The sequence below is a fragment of the Sphingobacterium alkalisoli genome (assembly GCF_005049105.1).
In the GTDB taxonomy this organism is placed as follows: Bacteria; Bacteroidota; Bacteroidia; order Sphingobacteriales; family Sphingobacteriaceae; genus Sphingobacterium; species Sphingobacterium alkalisoli.
Map to the genome: position 1 here is coordinate 1,200,358 of NZ_SUKA01000001.1, position 17,751 is coordinate 1,218,108.

At 41.2% G+C, this 17,751-nt stretch carries 14 protein-coding genes; 8 read left to right on the forward strand and 6 right to left on the reverse strand.

Features of this window, described 5'->3' with window-relative positions; translation table 11 throughout:
* Window positions 1–9 precede the first annotated feature (9 nt).
* Together FAZ19_RS04405 and FAZ19_RS04410 are read right to left on the reverse strand one after the other, a co-directional pair.
* Window positions 10–633, reverse strand: a complete 624-nt coding sequence (locus tag FAZ19_RS04405) for a response regulator (RefSeq protein WP_169305563.1) — start codon at window positions 631–633, stop codon at window positions 10–12.
* Between the two features lie 22 nt (window positions 634–655).
* On the reverse strand, window positions 656–2,548 hold the full coding sequence (locus FAZ19_RS04410; protein WP_136819368.1) for a sensor histidine kinase: 1,893 nt from the start codon (window positions 2,546–2,548) through the stop codon (window positions 656–658).
* Window positions 2,549–2,771: 223 nt separating this feature from the next.
* Here FAZ19_RS04410 and FAZ19_RS04415 point away from each other — a divergent pair, with 223 nt between their 5' ends.
* The 4 genes from FAZ19_RS04415 to FAZ19_RS04430 are packed head-to-tail and all read left to right on the forward strand — an operon-like array spanning window position 2,772 to window position 8,125.
* Window positions 2,772–4,556 (forward strand): hypothetical protein, encoded by a 1,785-nt coding sequence (locus FAZ19_RS04415; RefSeq protein ID WP_136819369.1) that lies wholly within the window; start codon window positions 2,772–2,774, stop codon window positions 4,554–4,556.
* A gap of 40 nt (window positions 4,557–4,596) precedes the next feature.
* Window positions 4,597–5,709 carry a formylglycine-generating enzyme family protein gene (locus FAZ19_RS04420; RefSeq protein WP_136819370.1) on the forward strand — a complete coding sequence of 371 codons (1,113 nt, stop codon included), beginning with the start codon at window positions 4,597–4,599 and terminating at the stop codon, window positions 5,707–5,709.
* Window positions 5,710–5,719: 10 nt separating this feature from the next.
* The gene (locus FAZ19_RS04425; RefSeq protein ID WP_169305564.1) at window positions 5,720–6,814 is read left to right on the forward strand and encodes a formylglycine-generating enzyme family protein; all 1,095 of its coding nucleotides are present in this window, start codon (window positions 5,720–5,722) and stop codon (window positions 6,812–6,814) included.
* A gap of 12 nt (window positions 6,815–6,826) precedes the next feature.
* Window positions 6,827–8,125 (forward strand): hypothetical protein, encoded by a 1,299-nt coding sequence (locus FAZ19_RS04430; protein WP_136819372.1) that lies wholly within the window; start codon window positions 6,827–6,829, stop codon window positions 8,123–8,125.
* 107 nt (window positions 8,126–8,232) lie between these two features.
* Here the strand turns inward: FAZ19_RS04430 and FAZ19_RS04435 are convergent, their stop codons facing one another.
* The 4 genes from FAZ19_RS04435 to FAZ19_RS04450 form a co-directional block, all read right to left on the reverse strand.
* The gene (locus FAZ19_RS04435) at window positions 8,233–9,012 is read right to left on the reverse strand and encodes a hypothetical protein (RefSeq protein WP_136819373.1); all 780 of its coding nucleotides are present in this window, start codon (window positions 9,010–9,012) and stop codon (window positions 8,233–8,235) included.
* A gap of 111 nt (window positions 9,013–9,123) precedes the next feature.
* Window positions 9,124–9,720, reverse strand: a complete 597-nt coding sequence (locus FAZ19_RS04440; protein WP_136819374.1) for a DUF4136 domain-containing protein — start codon at window positions 9,718–9,720, stop codon at window positions 9,124–9,126.
* Window positions 9,721–9,795: 75 nt separating this feature from the next.
* Window positions 9,796–11,439, reverse strand: a complete 1,644-nt coding sequence (locus FAZ19_RS04445) for an NAD+ synthase (RefSeq protein WP_136819375.1) — start codon at window positions 11,437–11,439, stop codon at window positions 9,796–9,798.
* Window positions 11,440–11,460: 21 nt separating this feature from the next.
* Entirely contained in the window at window positions 11,461–12,117 is a 657-nt protein-coding gene (locus FAZ19_RS04450) for an outer membrane beta-barrel protein (RefSeq protein WP_136819376.1), read from the reverse strand.
* A 187-nt stretch (window positions 12,118–12,304) separates the two neighbouring features.
* Between FAZ19_RS04450 and gldB the strand changes: the two genes are divergently transcribed.
* The 4 genes from gldB (at window position 12,305) to FAZ19_RS04470 (ending at window position 17,741) form a co-directional block, all read left to right on the forward strand.
* A complete protein-coding gene (gldB, locus tag FAZ19_RS04455) occupies window positions 12,305–13,342 on the forward strand; it encodes a gliding motility lipoprotein GldB (RefSeq protein ID WP_136819377.1) in 1,038 nt (345 codons plus the stop codon).
* Window positions 13,343–13,534: 192 nt separating this feature from the next.
* Window positions 13,535–15,256 (forward strand): DUF6377 domain-containing protein, encoded by a 1,722-nt coding sequence (locus FAZ19_RS04460; protein WP_136819378.1) that lies wholly within the window; start codon window positions 13,535–13,537, stop codon window positions 15,254–15,256.
* A 335-nt stretch (window positions 15,257–15,591) separates the two neighbouring features.
* Entirely contained in the window at window positions 15,592–15,804 is a 213-nt protein-coding gene (locus FAZ19_RS04465; RefSeq protein WP_136819379.1) for a hypothetical protein, read from the forward strand.
* A 581-nt stretch (window positions 15,805–16,385) separates the two neighbouring features.
* Window positions 16,386–17,741: an IPT/TIG domain-containing protein gene (locus tag FAZ19_RS04470; protein ID WP_136819380.1), complete on the forward strand. Its 1,356-nt coding sequence runs from the start codon at window positions 16,386–16,388 to the stop codon at window positions 17,739–17,741.
* Window positions 17,742–17,751: the final 10 nt, after the last annotated feature.

A 17,751-nucleotide genomic window follows, 5' to 3' on the forward strand; every position in this document is an offset into this window, starting at 1 on the left:
TTATATATTTTACAACCCATTGTCATAAGCAAAAGCTATCAGTTCGGACATCGATACTAATCCTAGTTTTTTAAAAATATTCTTTCGATGCGTTTGTACTGTATATTCGCTGATTGATAGTATATCTGCAATGGTTTTTGATGTATTTCCTGATTTTATCAATCTTATAATCTCTTTTTCTCTGTTACTCAAAAGAAAAATACTGGTTGGAAAAATTACTTTTTTCTTTTCTAACTTTTCTGTATTCTTTAAGTAAACGGTTTCACCTCTAATTATTTTTCGAATAGTATCTTTCACAATCGCAGCGTCGGACGTCTTGGGTAAAAAACCTTCGGCTCCAGCAGTTTTACAATTCAGAATTACATTCGACTGTTCAAACATGGAGATAAACAATACCTTAATCTCCGGGAACCTCCTTTTGACCTCTTCACATAACGATATACCATCGATTCCCGACATCTGTACATCTAAAATAATAAGATCGGGGATCGTTCGATTTAATGCATGTAGTACTTCATTGCCGTTATTGAAGAAAGCTGCGATTGCAAAATCAGCCTCATCTTCCAATATCCGAATCATACCATCCAAAAACAACTGATGGTCATCTACGACAAAAATTTGATATTGATCCATTGCTTTCATACAAACATTCGTACTACAGGGGTATAATAATGATACTTGTGGTTCCGGAGGTATTACTGGAAACATGTATTTTCCCGTCCAGACGGGCAACTCTATCCTGAATATTGCGCAACCCCATCCCTTTATTTTCAGCCGAATGCGTATCGTATCCTATCCCATTGTCTTCAGTGAGGAGTTGAATATGATCTGTTTCAACGATTAGCTGGACTATTGCTTCGCTTGCCTTAGCATGTTTTAAAATATTGGATAGCAATTCACTTATAATCCTAAATAAAGGGAGTGGAATGCTTTCGGGGATCAGCTCTTCATCTCCAACAGAGATAAATGAGATTACTGTATCTCCACTGGCATTCAACTCTTCTACTCGTTCATCTAGGGAAGAAAAAAAGCCTTTCTCCTTCAAATTCATTTCCGTCAGTTTACTGAAGAAATGACGGAGATCCGTATTCGCTTTAACGACCATCGCAGTGAGGTGTTTATCATCTGGATAGCTATTGGTTGTGACCAATTTGATAGCGCTCAATGTTGCGCCCAAATCATCGTGTAAATCCCGGGCGATTTGAAGCCGCTCATCTTCTTGTATCTGTAGTTCACGAAGATAGGCTTTCTTATCTTGTTGTACCTTTTCCTGAAAAAGAACATGGTTCTGCTTCCGAGTTTTTCGGTATCGCCATGATATTATCCCTCCAAATACAATGAATTCTAGGCACAATATCCAATAAAAATAATTTGGATAGGTGATTTGATAATAGTTGATAAGCCCTTCATAGTTGAGGTAATAACTGGCCGGATTAAAATAGATGACTAAACAACCTATCACGATGTGGAGAATTATATACTTTCCTTTGAGACCTACGAAAACGATAACGCCTAAGGTAATTCCCAACATGACAAGGACCAGGTTGACATGAATATAGAAAGCATATACATATAACTTGGATTGAACGGTCAGATAAGTATAAAAAACTAAATAGCCCACTGTAGTCAATAACCCATACCCAAGGACGGATAGATTGATTCGTCTCAAAGCCCTGTACAATCGTGGATAGCGGGTTTTGACATCCAGAACGTAACATACAACCGTACCGTAAAGTGATAGACCGACCAAAACCACCAGGAGCGGATGGATACGGATGGAGAGGAAAAACATCCAATCGGGCAAGATGGTTATCAATAGCTCCTGCGAGAAGAGCAAAAATACTACCGTCAGCACATAAAGCGCGTAGATCCAGAGGATACGCTCCCGAGCGACAACGGCTGCAATTAAGCTGCCAACCAAAGCAAACAGAAAACATCCTGCAAATACGCCTACAGACCAATAGAACTTTTGCTCCCATAGTAGATTGTCGCGAGGTGAGGTAAAGTCCGTCACGAAGGACTGTGGTGTCCGCAGATTGATAACCTTGACGAGTATAGTTCTATTTTCGGACGAATCCAAAGAAAGTGGTATAGCTTGGAAACGCACATGCGTTTTTCGTCGCGCCATGGGTAACATGTATGAAAGCGTATCGGTGCAGACATAATTCCCATTCTCTTCCTTTTGGTATACCAGCACCGTATCGGCCTGATTGTAAAAGCTCCACCAATACGTTGTTTTCTGAAGAGCGGTGTGCTTGACATGCAAATGGAGCCACAGCGGATAGGGATTGAGCCCTACATTAAGATTTGCATTCAACGGCCAATGCATAAATAGGTCTCGTTGGTATGCCTTATCTACCTTTGTAACGTCCGCTGTCTTGCTACTGTCTAGCCAATAGCTCACGTATCGAGATAGATGTGTCGTATTCGCTCCCGACACTTCAAAGGTGTCACGATAGACTATTTCCTCTCCACTATATACCGACTGCACCGTCGATAGCGACAGAAAAACCAATAAGATGACACGAGGTACGACCAGTAACTGCATATACAAAAATGCAGAATTAATCCTTATAATGTAAATACCTGAAACTAGGTATTGCAGCGATGTCTCTTTTGGTAATACCTTTAATGCATTATTTACGAAGTACGGATCTAAAAAATTCTATATAGAATGAATAGACCTATTAATCAAATATGAAAATGAAATGGCCAACAGGAGAACAGTTATGAAACAGCTGACATGTATTGTAATATTTATATTGGTTTTTATGACAACGACCGGTTATGGACAGCAGCATATAAACGGAGGGTCTGGACAAGGTTTGATGGCTGCGGTTCCTGAAGCCCAATCAAGTGAAAAGCTAAAAAGTTTTAAAAATATCACCCCTGAAAATGGCTTAGGGTGGTGGAGACTTAATGTAAATACTGTCGGATTTGCTGCGCAGGGTTTACTGGCAGTTATTGACTTCGACGTTGATATACCTTCTTCAGTGCGTGGTTATAATGCATCAGGAGGAGAAAAGCATTATGTGTTGAATGAATTGGGTGCTAATATAAGGGGAAGCGTAAAATTTAGAATTACAGGAGCATATACAGATCCTCGTAATAAAGAGCGAAAGACATTTACCCACGATGTTAAAGTGTGGAAATTTGGAAAATCAAAGAGTGAAGAATTGGAATTGTTTGGCTATACGGGGAGTGTAAAAGATATGACCATAAGTCAACTTTTGGCAAAACTAGATGTGAAGATTACCTCTATTGAACCCATTGAGAAAGACATAAGCGGTTATACAAGAGCAGACCAAGAAGTTGGAAAAATAATCGAAAAGGCAAAAATTGACGAGTTAGAAAGCAAGAAGAAGACGCAGGAAGACCAGAAGCTAAGCGACGTGTCTAAAAAGCCACAACAGGAAGATGATACCGATCGTGCTACTGCCGTATCGGGCAATGATTCCAAAGGAGTTAATATGGAGACCGAAAGGAGCACAACGGTCTCACGCAACGGTCAACCGCAAACACAGGAGTTAGATTTCTGGGGGAATCCTGCTGCCAAAAAGACCGCCGGTAATGAAGTCGAGACCGTGAGATATGGCGGTACAGAAGTACAAAACAACAACCACTACCAATCACAAATGGAACTACGTGAGCGGAATGCCAATGCGGGACGAGCCCGGGAAGTCGAGCGGGCGGCGGAAAGAAAACGGGTTGACGATCAGAACAATGCCATTTACAACCAGGGACAACAGGGAATAGCACAGACGAACCGTGATAAAGCCGAGTTGGACAATTCTATCGAGCAGCTGGATGTCAGCTCCGGTAAAAACCTCCTCGAAAGCAGCGGTAGTTTGGCCCGGTTAGCCACTTCTACCGGAAGTGTAGGTCAGGCCAAAGGCGCATTGATCGGTATGGGTGTGGGGGCGGTAATGGCTATTGGCGAAGGTGCCGCAAAACGAAAGGCGGCTCGGGAAGCGCGGGAAGAGCGGGATAAACTGGAAAAAGAACGTGTCGCGAAGCTAAAAACTGCCTTGCGCAATGCCCGTACAGCTGTACTCAGTTATTTTGAAGCCGGTGAGCTTCCGATATCATCCATCAGAACTACAGGGAATAATCTCTACTATTTTGTCTATGCTATGGACCGCAACCAAATAGAAGAAAATTCATGCCAGATCTACGCCTCCAATGTATTTGCTATCGGGCGATATCCCGATGGTACCTGGCCTATGAAAACCAAGGTAGAACAGGAATTGAATGCTTTAACCTCTTCACAAGAAACTATTCATGGTCCCTATTCGTCTCTTAACGAAGCGCAGAACAGTTTGACACAATTTGTCCAATATGCCGAAAAGGCAAGGATGGAAGTGGCCTATGTTGAGCATAAAGGGTTCAATGCACAAGTGGAGGGCGGTCGTCAGTCCACAGGACCAGCATTGGATTTCTTCGGCAATCCCATTAATCAAAATCCAAAGAAAAACCAATCCACGCGAAAAGAAAAGGCCACTCCAACGAAGACTAGCCCAAAGCTGGATTTTTTCGGGAATCCCATAAAAGAATAAATCTGATAGCTTCATCACCATTGAAAATAAATTTATATAGATGAAAAAGTACCTTATCATATTGCTTACACTGCTGATTTGCAGTTATACACGGGCTCAAAGTACCGTCGCTAAGTTCAAATACGAAGACGCCGAGAAAGCCTTTTACAACGGTGATTATCAAAGTTGCATCAGTCTATTGGACGAAACAGAAAAGTTGTTGGGCAAATCCGCTCCTAATATCCTCTACCTCCGCATTCTGGCAGAGAGCAAGATATTGGAAGTCGACCCTTATACCAAGTATGAACAAATTGAGAAGCTCCGTAGCCTTTGTAGCCAATACCTGCAAAACTACGACATCGCCGGGCTAGAGGGCAAGTACCGGGATGTGTATGAGCTATCAGGGAAACTGCCCAAGGCTGCGAATCAAACGCAACTCACACAGTTAGGAGAGGCAGAACATGCCAAACAGTTGGAAAGGATAATAGCCGAGAACAATTTAGTTTTTGTAGAGGGCGGAACTTTTATGATGGGAGAAAAAAAAGGTACACACCAGGTTTCATTGAGTGATTTCTATATATGTAAATATGAGGTCACTGTCGCCCAGTACCACGCTTTTTGCGATGCCACGGGTAGATCTATGCCTCAGGAACCAAGTTGGGGCTGGTCAGACATTTATCCTGTTGTGAACATCAACCACCATGATGCTGTAGACTATTGTCAGTGGTTGTCCGAAACAAAGGGAGGAAATTGGCGCCTACCCACCGAAGCGGAATGGGAATATGCCGCCCGCGGTGGTAAACATAGTAGGGGATACACCTACAGCGGTGGCAATAGACGGAAGGAAGTCGCCTGGCACAATGGGAACAGCAAAGTTCGCACTCATTTCATGGCCCATCCCGTTGGAAAGAGAAAGCCGAATGAATTAGGTATTTACGATATGAGCGGCAATGCGGAGGAATGGTGCCATGACTGGTATAGGGAAGACTACTATACCAATAGCCCGGATAAAAACCCTAAAGGTCCAAATTCTGGCTCTGGACGTGTGGTACGCGGTGGCAACTGGCGCTACAGCACCGCTGAGTGCAAGGTGTCTTATCGTTACAGCCGTATACCTGAAACAACTGAATACTACTCTGACATTCGCGGTTTTCGGGTAGTCTTTTCCCAGTAAAAAAATGATTATGAAACGACTCTTTTTTTTGTTACTGACCTTTGCCATTGCCATAGACGCATATGGCCAAAACACCGTTGCCAAGCTCAAATACGAAGATGCCGAGAAAGCCTTTTACAACGGTGATTATCAAAGTTGCATCAGCCTGTTGGACGAAACAGAGGAACTGCTAGGTAAATCTGCCCCTAATATCCTGCACCTGCGCATTATGTCCGAAAGTAAAGTGTGGGAAGCCGATCCCTATGCGAGCTACGAACAACTGGAAACACTGCGTAAGCTATGCGATCAATATCTAAAAAACTACGACATAGCCGGATTAGAAGAAAAATATAGACAGATTTACGATATGGCAGCAGGATTACCCAAAGTCAGCACCCGAGAAGAGTTTGCACAATTGACTGAAACGTACAAGAAGGAAACGATCGCTAAACACAAAGAAAAATTAATTTCTGAAAACAACTTGGTCTTTGTAGAGGGGGGCACGTATATGATGGGTGAAGGAAAAGATGCTCACGAAGTAACAGTAAGTGATTTTTATATTGGGAAGTACGAGGTGACAAATAGATTGTATGGCAATTTTAAGAAAAACGACGGTGTTGGCGATGTTCCTGTATGGCCTATTGCATGGGATGAAGCTATGGGGTATTGTAAGTGGTTGGAAAAACAATATGGGGGAACTTGGCGACTTCCCACTGAGGCCGAATGGGAATATGCAGCAAGAGGAGGAAACAAAAGTCAAGGGTATAAATATAGTGGTAGTAATGATCTCGATGAAGTGGGAAAACCACTTAAAAGCGATGTTATGGGGAAGTATTCTCTTTCCCCTGTTGGGCAACATAAGTCAAATGAATTAGGAATATACGATATGACAGGTAACGCGAGGGAAGTCTGTTTGGATTGGTACGATAAAAAATATTATACTGTAAGCCCCAAAGAAAACCCAATGGGTCCTGATAGCGGTAAGGAGAGAGTGGTCAGAGGAGGAAGTTATTGGGCAGCTCTTTCTTCCGTATATTATCGGATGAAGGCTGGATCTCCCAAAAAAAACTGGGATGCTTATAATAGTTATAAAGTAGGCTTCCGTGTAGTATATATCCCTGATTAAAAACTCAACAATATGAAAAAATACCTTATTCTATTCCTATTATCTTGTTCGACTTTGATAGTTCATAGTCAGGATCAAGACTCTGTCACTGTATCCAAAAATGACATACAGCACATGCTGACGATGCTCAAAGAGATTAAGCGTGATGATAATGGACAGACCAAGATCGGGCGTTTTGTATTGCAGCCTTATGCTTTTGTGTTCGGGAAGAAAGATTCGGTAAACATTGACACCGTATTAGCCTGGAAAGAAATTGCTGACCAAAGGCTCAAAGGGCAACGGCTTTCGGTCAAGAGCCTGCGTAATGCAACAGCACACAAAACTACCCTGATAGACAGTGTGGTTATTACGATTAGTGAGGGTGTAATGGAGCATATACAGGTATATACCGAAGATGGTAAATCCTTCTACAATATTAGATCACCCATCCCTATCCTTACCTTAGAAAAGCGTTTCGAGGACGTATTGATCAATCCACAAAATGGTAGTAAGATTTTGCTAAAAGATGTGATTTTTTTCGAAGCAGAGCGGCGTTTCAACTATTTCCCGGATGAACAGTCACTCACCATACGAAACAGTAAAGATACCTCTAATGCGATTACATCTGTTGGGTTGGCTATGTTGCATGCCAAGAACAATCTCAATTCGTTGGTTAACTTTCAAGTATACTCCGATCTATTTGGCGTGTTTGGCGATCAGCCCAATGGACTTATACAATTTGAAGCCAATACCAAGCTGTATCTACATCGGGCAAATTATCCAAATTCATATATCTTCATGCCTTTGGATGCCATTGAGCCCTTTTTCCATTTCAACCGTATCGAAAGCAAATTTGACACCATCAGCGTATCCGGCACAAATGAAATCAATAGATTAGAGCTATTTAGACGCTATACATATGCCATAGGTTTAGACGCCAATCTGTTTCGTGCTGATTGGCGCCCCTCCAATTCATTTGAGGTAAAAGGTGGGTATATGTACAGTTCCAGCAACCTAGTGATTGATGGAGAAAAGATTCAGGCTGTATTGCATACACCTTATATAGAGGCAGTGTTAAAAAGCAAAAAACTAAATAATTTTGGATTTGATTTGAGAGGACGTTACCTGTGGCAGAAACTCAACCCAAATGAATTGATTGATAACGATGAATGGAATAAAATGCTGTCGTTTAGAACAAGCCTGTTTTACTTTACAGAAAAGGAAAAGTCAGATAAAATATTTCTTCGGTTTATCAATTACTTAAACCTGTCGGACCGTAAACAAGATTTCTCTCAGCTTCAATTAGGCTTTAGCAAGGCTATTTCTTTTTAAAGAGCACGATTTTAAACATTACCCAAATCCAGTAACGAAAGCTCTCCCTGATTTGGTTTAAAGGGAGAGCTGTTATATGGATGTTTTAATATGATTTAATCAAACTGTTAGTTTTCCTGAGAGCCTGGGGGCGGGGTCGGGGAAGCAAAATTGTCGCCATCATCCGGATTGTCATCAATGAGCAAATTTTGGGGAGTCAACCGTATTTCCAAAGAATAATTGTCCTCACCTGTCTCTTTAAAGCTGATAACCCCGGTATTCGGATTCACATTTGCTAGAATAGTAGTTTCTGGTGCTATAATTCGAACCTTATCGGTACCCACCCATTCTATTTTACCCGTCTCCGTATAGGATTCATCGGAGCTTTTGGCCACCACCCTATATTTATCGCCCCTGATCGTCATGTTGTACGTCTCATTATGCGTAGTTTGCATATAGGTTGATTTGCTCCATCCCATATAGTTTTTGACTGACATATTTTCTTCGGATTTGAAGATCGTGGCATGGACATCAGGGTGCTCAGGAATCTCTAGGTTTACTTCAGGGGTTTTTCCTGCTTTGTCTACCGTGAAAGTAATCAATACACCATCCTTGGATAACTCCACCCCATACTGTTGTTTTTCCGGTACGGGCGTATTGCTTTGCATCTCATACCTCTGTCCATCAAAAATAACAACGGCACTCACACCATTTCCGTTGACAAGTATATTGAAATAGCCGGTCGACCCGACAAGTACGCCGCTATAATGTCCCCAATTGCTGTTTACAAATTTTGGATTGAACTGGTCTTCATCTTCCGTATGGGGATCTTTTTTGGCACAGCCTGCCAATAGGAATAATACACTTATTCCGAAGAGTAAGTTCAAATTGAATCGCGTCATTTTCATAGTATCAGTATTAGTTTATAATTTGTTACGGAACCTAAGTTACGTAAGGCATATCCCTATACCAATACCTAGAAATGGGTATTTTTAGATTATTCTATCAAAGTCGTGCGCTTACTTCTTATTGGGTTGTAACGGATATTCTTTCATAATACCTGATACAATTTTAGGTAAATCATTAATTGCTTTTTCGGGAATATCTACCTCTCCGGTACCACGTGCTTGCCAGATTACACCATTGCTTTTACGATCTACCGCTTCCAATATGATATGTCCGTAGCGAATTTTCTCTTTGGCAACAGGATAGGAGTAACCCATTCCCATTCCCCAGCCTCCATAGAAACCCCAGGGTCTGTACCATCCCCATGGGCCGCCCCATCCCCATGCTCCACCACCCCAAGCATTTCCATAAACCAGTCGGCTTTTATTGTTCACAATGGTAATATATCGAAATAATATATCCGGATTTTCTTTAGAATAGGTTAATCCTCTGCTTTCTAACTCTTTATTTGCTGTAGAAAGTATATTTCCTTTTGCAATATCGTTATTAAAATAATCTTTAGAAAGCGAATCCACGGGTGGTAACCAACCGTAGGTTTTATACTGGCTGAAATCTAGATTTTGCACGCGGGTGGTGTGGTACTTCTGGGAAGAACACGAACTCACGGCGATCAGCGCCAGACACGAAACAAAAAATAATAACTTTTTCATATGATATATGTAAATAATCTACTAAAACACTTATCCCTTTACAGTTAGACGCTCTTTTGATATAAAGGTTTAACGCTAAAATGGATATTTTGCAACTAATGGCATCGATCTTCCGATACCAAAAGCTTTAGGACTTACCCGTAGAATCGGTGGTGATTGAAATCGCTTAAATTCAGCATTGCCTAATAGCTGGACAATGCGTTGCACCAAGGCTTCTTCGAATCCTAATTTTATAACTTCGCTACCGGATTTTTCTAACTCGACCAGCTGAAATAAGATGGCATCCAATAGATCGTAGGGAGGTAACGAGTCAGAATCTTTCTGATCCGGACGAAGTTCTGCGGACGGCGGTTTTACGATCGTATTCACAGGAATGATTTCTTTGTTACGATTTATGTAGTCTGCAAGCTCGTAAATTTGCGTTTTATATACATCTCCGATTACAGCGAGTGACCCAGCCATATCGCCATATAAGGTGCCATAGCCCACTGCTGATTCGCTCTTGTTGGAGGTGTTTAGCAGAATATGTCCGAATTTATTGGATAGGGCCATCAGAAGGGTTCCACGTGTACGTGCCTGTATGTTTTCTTCGGTCGTATTCGGTTGTAAGCCGGTAAAGGCATCGCTTAATGTGCTTTCGAAAGCGGAGGCAATATCTTTTATGGGTAATATTAGGTGGTCGCAGCCCGTGTTTTGAACCAGATCAAGCGCATCTTTTAAGGAGTGGCCAGAAGAGTAGACGGAAGGCATGAGTACCGTAAGCACGTTCTCGGCTCCCAGTGCTTCGATAGCTAAAGCTGCTACAACTGCCGAATCAATTCCGCCGGACAAGCCAAGTACTGCCTTCTGAAAACCGGATTTTGAAAAATAATCTCTCAATCCAAGTATGAGGGCCTCATGTATTAACGCAATTTCAGCTGCTTCTGGTTTTTCTTCCTGCTGTTCAGTCGCCTGTAGGTTACCCTTGTCAAATGTTACATATTGAATGTCTTCTTCGAATTTCTTTAATTCCGCTACGATCTCTCCGTATTGATCCAACGCAACGGAACGTCCATCAAAAATGATATCGGCATGTGCTCCAATTTGATTAACGTAAATGAGTGGCGCATGTGCTTTTAGTACATTACGCTGCAAAACATTTAACCTCCTTGTGAAATGGGTATAGGAGAAAGGGGAGGCTGCGATATTGATGATTAGATCGGGATGTTCTTGGGCAAGTTCTCCCATCAGATCGCCGATGTACGAATTGTCTCCGTCATCGTCCCACAGATCTTCACATACTGTTAAGGCGACTTTTAGATCACCCATTTGAATACACCGCAGGTTGTCGCTCGGTTCGAAGAATCGGTACTCGTCAAATACATCGTAGTTGGGTAGAAGGGATTTTTTATGGAAGTTCACCACCTTCCCTTTACTGATATATACCGCGGCATTGAATAAATTCTTTCCTTCCCCGCTGGTGTTTTTTAACGGCGCGCCGATTATACAGTCAATATCTTGGCAATGCGTTGCAATGAGGTCTATACTTCGTTTGCATTCTTCTATAAAGACCGCATTGCGCAAAAGATCCTTTGCCGGATAGCCGCCAATGGCCAATTCGGCAAAGACGACTAAATGAGCACCTTGAGATTTTGCTTGTTGTAGGGCATCGATTATTTTTTCATTATTTTTTTCAAAATTCCCGATATGATAATTTAATTGTGCTAAAGCGATCTTCATCTGTAGATAATTTGTTTTCCATTAAAAAAATAAGCCGACATTCAGGGATACATACGAGGTTTTAGGTTTACCTAGATCATTGATGGCTCTCGTAAAACCATTATTATAAGCTACACCTGTCAGTAGGGCAAGGTTATTGGATAGTCTCCACTCGGCGCCACCGCCCACCTGCAGTCCTAAACGAAATACATCATCACCATCTATGGATGTTTTCGTTGTTTGACGATGTAGCTGTTCTTTTCCCGATACTTTAACGCCAGCAGTGAAACCAAATAGACCATAAAATCTTCCCAGGTGGTTTTCTTCACTTTTAAGTTTGATCGCTAAAGGAACTTCTGCATATTTTAAGTAAATATCTCTACTGTAAAACAGAAGAGGGTCGCCAGCATCTACCGGATTGTGTGCCTCAACACGGCTATTTATCGCGTTGATCAATAAACCGGTTGAAAAGTAGTAGTTTCGCGCGAACCCCAGATCGGCAACTAGACCGTAGGAATATCCTGCTTTTGCTTTCCCCTTAAATTCGTTATCGTATGTTAACCAACCGATATTAGGATTAAATGTAAGCGCTAAACGCGAATGCGCCTTTTCGTAATAAGCTTGACCCTTCACGGCCGTAGTGGCAAATAAAGTAGCTAAAAAAGCCAAAGAGGTAATGATTAAAGTGCTTTTGATCATTCTTTTTATTTTCTATATGTTTGAGCTCCTATCTGCGTCTATATTATTTTACGATGTATAATTTTGCTTCGCGTTTACGCAGAACGATGTATCACCATCAATGTATTAAAGAATATTGCCGTAAAACTAACCCTTGTAACAAAACGTCAAGATACTTAAGTTTGTTTACATAAATCGACAGATATAGATGAAATTCAATATAGCACAAATTTATTTCTTTTTTTTCATACTCGGTATGAGTTCGTGTCATCAATCTGCTACAATAAGTAGACCTGATGTTTCGGAAATAGAGCTTGATATTAGAGTTGAGCGTTTTGATCAGGAGTTTTCGGCTTTAGATACGGCTGCGATTCTGCAGAAAAATAGTGATTGGCAACGGCACTACGGTCTATTTTATACGGATTTTATGACTGAAATGCTGGAGGTAGGGCATCCGACGGATAGCGTACAGGTTGAGTCCATTTTGAAAAAAGTACTGGTAAAAAAAGACTTTGTGGACTTATCGAAAGCTGTTGCGGTACAATTTCCAGATCTGAAAAAACAGCAACAGCAGTTGTCACAAGCATTCAAATATATTAAGTATTACTACCCGGAATATATCGTACCGCGTTTTGTTTCTTTTATAGGTGGATTTTCATTCCAGACGATTTCCGGTGAAGATTATCTAGGTATCGGATTGGATATGTTTTTGGGCGCGGACTCGGAATTCTATCCAGCATTGATTCAATCGATACCCCGCTATATCTCCCGTAGATTTACACCTGAGAACATAACTCCTCGTATAGTGGAAACCGTATTGCGACAAGAGCTATTTCCCCAGCATAATGGTGATGTGAATATGCTGCAGCACATGATATACAACGGTAAGGTGCTGTACGCGATGGATGTCTTGCTGGAAAATGTAGCGGATAGCCTCAAGATCGGTTACACTGCACAGCAAATGGAATGGATTCAGCGCTATCAAGAAGACGTATGGGCTTGGTTTATTCAAGAAAATCTTTTGTACAGCACCGATTACATGGGGATACAAAAATATTTTAGTGAGGCCCCTTTTACCCGTGAACTCGGAGAGAACAATGAATCGGCCCCTAAACTAGGCTCTTATATCGGCTGGATGATCGTGCGAAAATTTATGGAAAAAAATCCCGAACTGGATCTGAAGCAATTGCTAGCGAAGGAAGACGCACAGGAAATTCTGGAAGGATCTAAGTTTAGGGGGAAGTAAATTTCGATAGTCTCCTGATGTAATTGTTAACAAAACCGTAATATTAAGTTTATATTTTCCTGATTTGTATTGTCGTCTTTTGTAGGACAAATGGTAACCTCTAATTATGAAGTATAGACAACATGATTTATAATATGTTGTCTATCGCATAGTAGAACGGAAGTAACCGAGCATTTTTTGATAAAAGAATATATGAAAATCGCTTTGTCTACAATATTACTGACCTTATTGTTCAGCTTCCTACCGGGGAGAGCGCAAACAGATATGTCATATAGCGAATCATTTACATTGCTTAAAAGTGAGATTGCTAAGAGTGATTATTATTTGGAAAAGAAGTTGACTCAGATCGATCAAATGCGAAAACAACTGGATTCTTCTAATAGTCCCGTTGCTCAATTTGACGCCTGCAAGTCGCTTTTTCAGATGTATTATGACTTGCAGATTGATAGCGCATTGAAGTATGCCGAGCACATGCTTGCGCTGTCGGAGACTTCGCTTAAACAGCAGCCCATTTACAGGACAGAATCAATGCTTTTTATAGCTCGCGTGTACGCATATACAGGGACGTATCGCGAATCTAAGGAAATATTAGATAGCGCGCGTATTGTTGGAGCGGGACTGGCTGACGAAATAAACCTACTCTATTTCACCGTACGAATGGAACTGTATAAAGGACTGGCCGAATATACAATCCTTGCGAGTGAGAAGAAGATTTATAAAAGTGAAATAAATGCTTGTTTGGACTCGTTGCTGCGTTATACACCTGAACAGTCCGTTTGGCACACAATACATCTTGCCAACAAGCTTAAGGCGAAGAAAGAATATGACAGTGCAATAAAGGTATTGTTCGGAGCCTATAATCGACTATCGCTAGAAGATCGGGAAATGGCTCATGTTGCCTTTTATATGTCCACACTGTTTCACTTGAAGGGAGATTTGGAACAAGAAAAGCGATTTCTCGCTGTTTCGGCTATCACCGATGTTAAATATGCCGTAAAAGCATATGTGTCTTTGTGGAAGCTAGCTGCACTTTTATATGATGAAGGTGATATTGAAACTGCTTACCAATTTGTCGAACTATCGCTACAAGATGCAACCTATAGTGGAGCCTTCAGATGGTTCCAGCAGATTATAAAGATTCTTCCGAAAATATATGAAGCTTATAACACAAAAATTGTACAACAGCGGAATGCAATCTCATCAGGATTCTTGATTATTGCCTGTCTATTGGCATTTACAATTTTATTGTCGCTGTTTGTCGTAAAGCAGTACAGAAAACTGCGGAAAACAAAAGATCAGTTAAGTGTATTGAACGACGACTTGACGAAAATGAATCAAGAGCTTAACTCAATGAGTAATCAACTGCACCTTTCTAATGCAGAGCTCCACATTGCTAACAGTCAGATGGCATTTTCGAATAATGAGCTGATAGCTATGAGTTTGCTAAAGGAAACTTACTTGAGTAAGTTTATAGATTTGTGCTCGGATTACATCGAAAAATTAAATGACTATCGCGTTAATCTGAAAAGATTGCTGAAGAGAGGGATGATTGAAAAAATCCAAAGGGAACTAGATTCTACAGCATACATTGAAAAGGAATACAAAGCGTTCCTTATTAATTTTGATGAGACTTTTTTGAAATTATACCCAAATTTCGTGATGGAGTTTAATAACCTCTTACCGGTAGAGGAGAGAACGGAAGTAAAAGGAGCATTGTTAACGACTGAACTTCGGATTTTTGCTCTTATTAGATTAGGCATAACCGATAGCGCCAAGATTTCACGGTTTCTACGGTGTTCAATAAGTACGATTTATACATACCGAAGTAAGACTAAAAACAAATCGATTTGTCCAGATCAGTTTGAAGGACGCATTCAGGTACTTGATCGCGAAGACTTGCTGTTGTCGTATTAATGCTTTGTTCCCAAACGATTTCTTTTTCTGACTGCTTTCAAAAAAAAAGTCTGTGACTTAAACTATCTGGTTAATAGAAACGAACTTATTTTTTAATCAGTTTTTTGTCCATGGCATTACCTTTCCGCCACTGGCCGTGGCAGGGCTCCAAACTTTTTCTTAAAAAAAAGTTTGACAAAATTCAAGACTTGGACAATGTTACGCTAAAAGCTTTTGGATTTACTAAACAGCTCCAAGCCGCTTCGCTTTGTGGATCTGTTTTTAACGCAAATCCGCAAGTTTTCTTAACGCTACATCGACCTAGATCCTCCTATAAATTCCGCTGAAGTATAAAAGTGCAATATAGTCAATGCACTATCCTTACATTCACTAAAGATGTCGCCTTAGTCATTTGCCAATTGCAGGAGGAGGCACTAGCCAATGTGGCAAATGGGTACAGCGACGAGTTTACCTTCGGTGGGCTCCACTTCGTTCCGGTTTTGCTTCTTTTTGAGGTAAAAAGAAGAACGCCGCCACGGCTCGAGTGGCAAATAGAAAAATACGGATAATAATGCATGCAAATACAATCTAGAATGAGTAAAAGAAATTTGATTAAAAAATAAGTTCCTTTAAAATTTATTGATCCAAAAAGTAAATGAATCACTGAAGATAAGCCTTATCTCTACCATAAAAGACAGGTAAACTTTATCATATTTAAGTCACCAAAAGTGAATTTAAGATGAAAAAATACAACCTTAACAGGTGAAAATTGGAAGTCTGTTAAGGTGTTGTAAATTCAATGTTAAATTCCCGAAAACACCGCATGGAAATGCCTGTAAATATATCTTAAAAGTTTAGAAATTAAGATTTATTAAGTGGTATAAAATACTGTTTATTAGTGTTTTAAATTTTTTATGATTTTGATTTTGATGTTGTGAAAATTCGCATTTAAAATAGTCTAACATTAAAGTTTGACCTTTGAAAAATGAAATTAATGAGCCAATGAAATTGACAAAAATGAAGGAATTTTTATGTCATTTGCATCCGAAAAAGTGACGGCTCAACAGTTGCCGTATGTTGACAAAATGGAGAAGCAGAATATAACTCATTTTAAACTTAAAACACAATTGTTAGAAATAAATTAATAGAAATGCGACCAAAACAACAGATTTTTTCGTACTTATCTTTATTCCTCTTTGTCTTATCTTCTTGTAAAAATGAAGAAACTGATCTGCGTAAGGAATATGATCCATCAGCACCTGTGGTACTGACGTCCTTTTATCCGCTTGAGGGTGGAGCAAAAGACAAAATTTTATTGAATGGAGAAAATTTCGGAAGCGACCCGAAAGCAATCAAAGTTTATTTCAACAAGAAAGAGGCTGCGGTCGTTTCTTCCAGCGGAAATCGGATCTATGCTATTGTACCGCGTCTGCCGGGTGACGACCCCCGTATTTCGGTGAGGATCGGTGAAGATTCCGTAGTCTATGAAAACCACTTCATCTACACGGCTCAGGCGCAGGTTACCACTGTTACCGGTTCCGGCGACAGAGAGTTCGTACCGGGAACGCTCGATCAGGCCCATGTCTGTGCAAAGTACCTGGAGTTGGATAAGGAGGGCAACCTCTTTATGACCTGGCGGGATGGCGTCGGTAATGAGAAATTTGGCGTGGGCCGAGTCAGCGAAGCCGAAAATCTAGTGACCTCCATGTATCTGGCGGCGAGCAGTCCATATCCCTATGCCAACGGTATCACGGTAGATCGAGAAACAGGTATGATGACTGTTTCGCACGAATCCGTGGTTGAAGTGTTTTTCTCCTTTGACCCAAGGGAGGGCTGGTATCCGCGTCAGCGCAACGCCTCATTTGCAGATCCTCACGGAATTCCAACGGGTAATCAGTATATGAACTTTATCTCTTTCTCTCCGTACGACGGCTATCTTTATACGCGTTCCCGAGATGGCAGTGTCGTCCGGATACACCCCGATACATATGAAGCGACCGTTATACACAAAGGATCGAATGCTGCCGGGTCGAAATGGCCCTACGGATCGCAATATGGACAGGGTATCAACCCGGATAAACCGTGGGAGCTTTGGATGACCCTTCATTCAAATGCCAGTCCGAACGAGTACAGACAGGGCCTCATGGTGCTGGATCTTCGTCCAGAACATATCAACGAAGGCTTCAAAAGGGTAAATGCGACCGGTGGTAGTGGCCACCGCGATGGGCCGATCGAAGATGCGGTGTTTAACTATCCCAAAGATATCAAGTTTGACAACGACGGAAATATGTTTGTCGCCGATTATGGCAACCACTGTATCCGTATGGTATCGGCTGACGGTATCGTTACTACGGTAGCGGGACAGCCCGGCGTGTCAGGATACAAAGACGGGGGGCCGATAGAATCCATGTTTAACAACCCTTGGGGGGTTGCCGTTAATGAAGACGGTGATATATATATTGCCGACTACGGCAATTCGCGAATTCGCAAACTAGTTATTGAATAATAAATTGCAT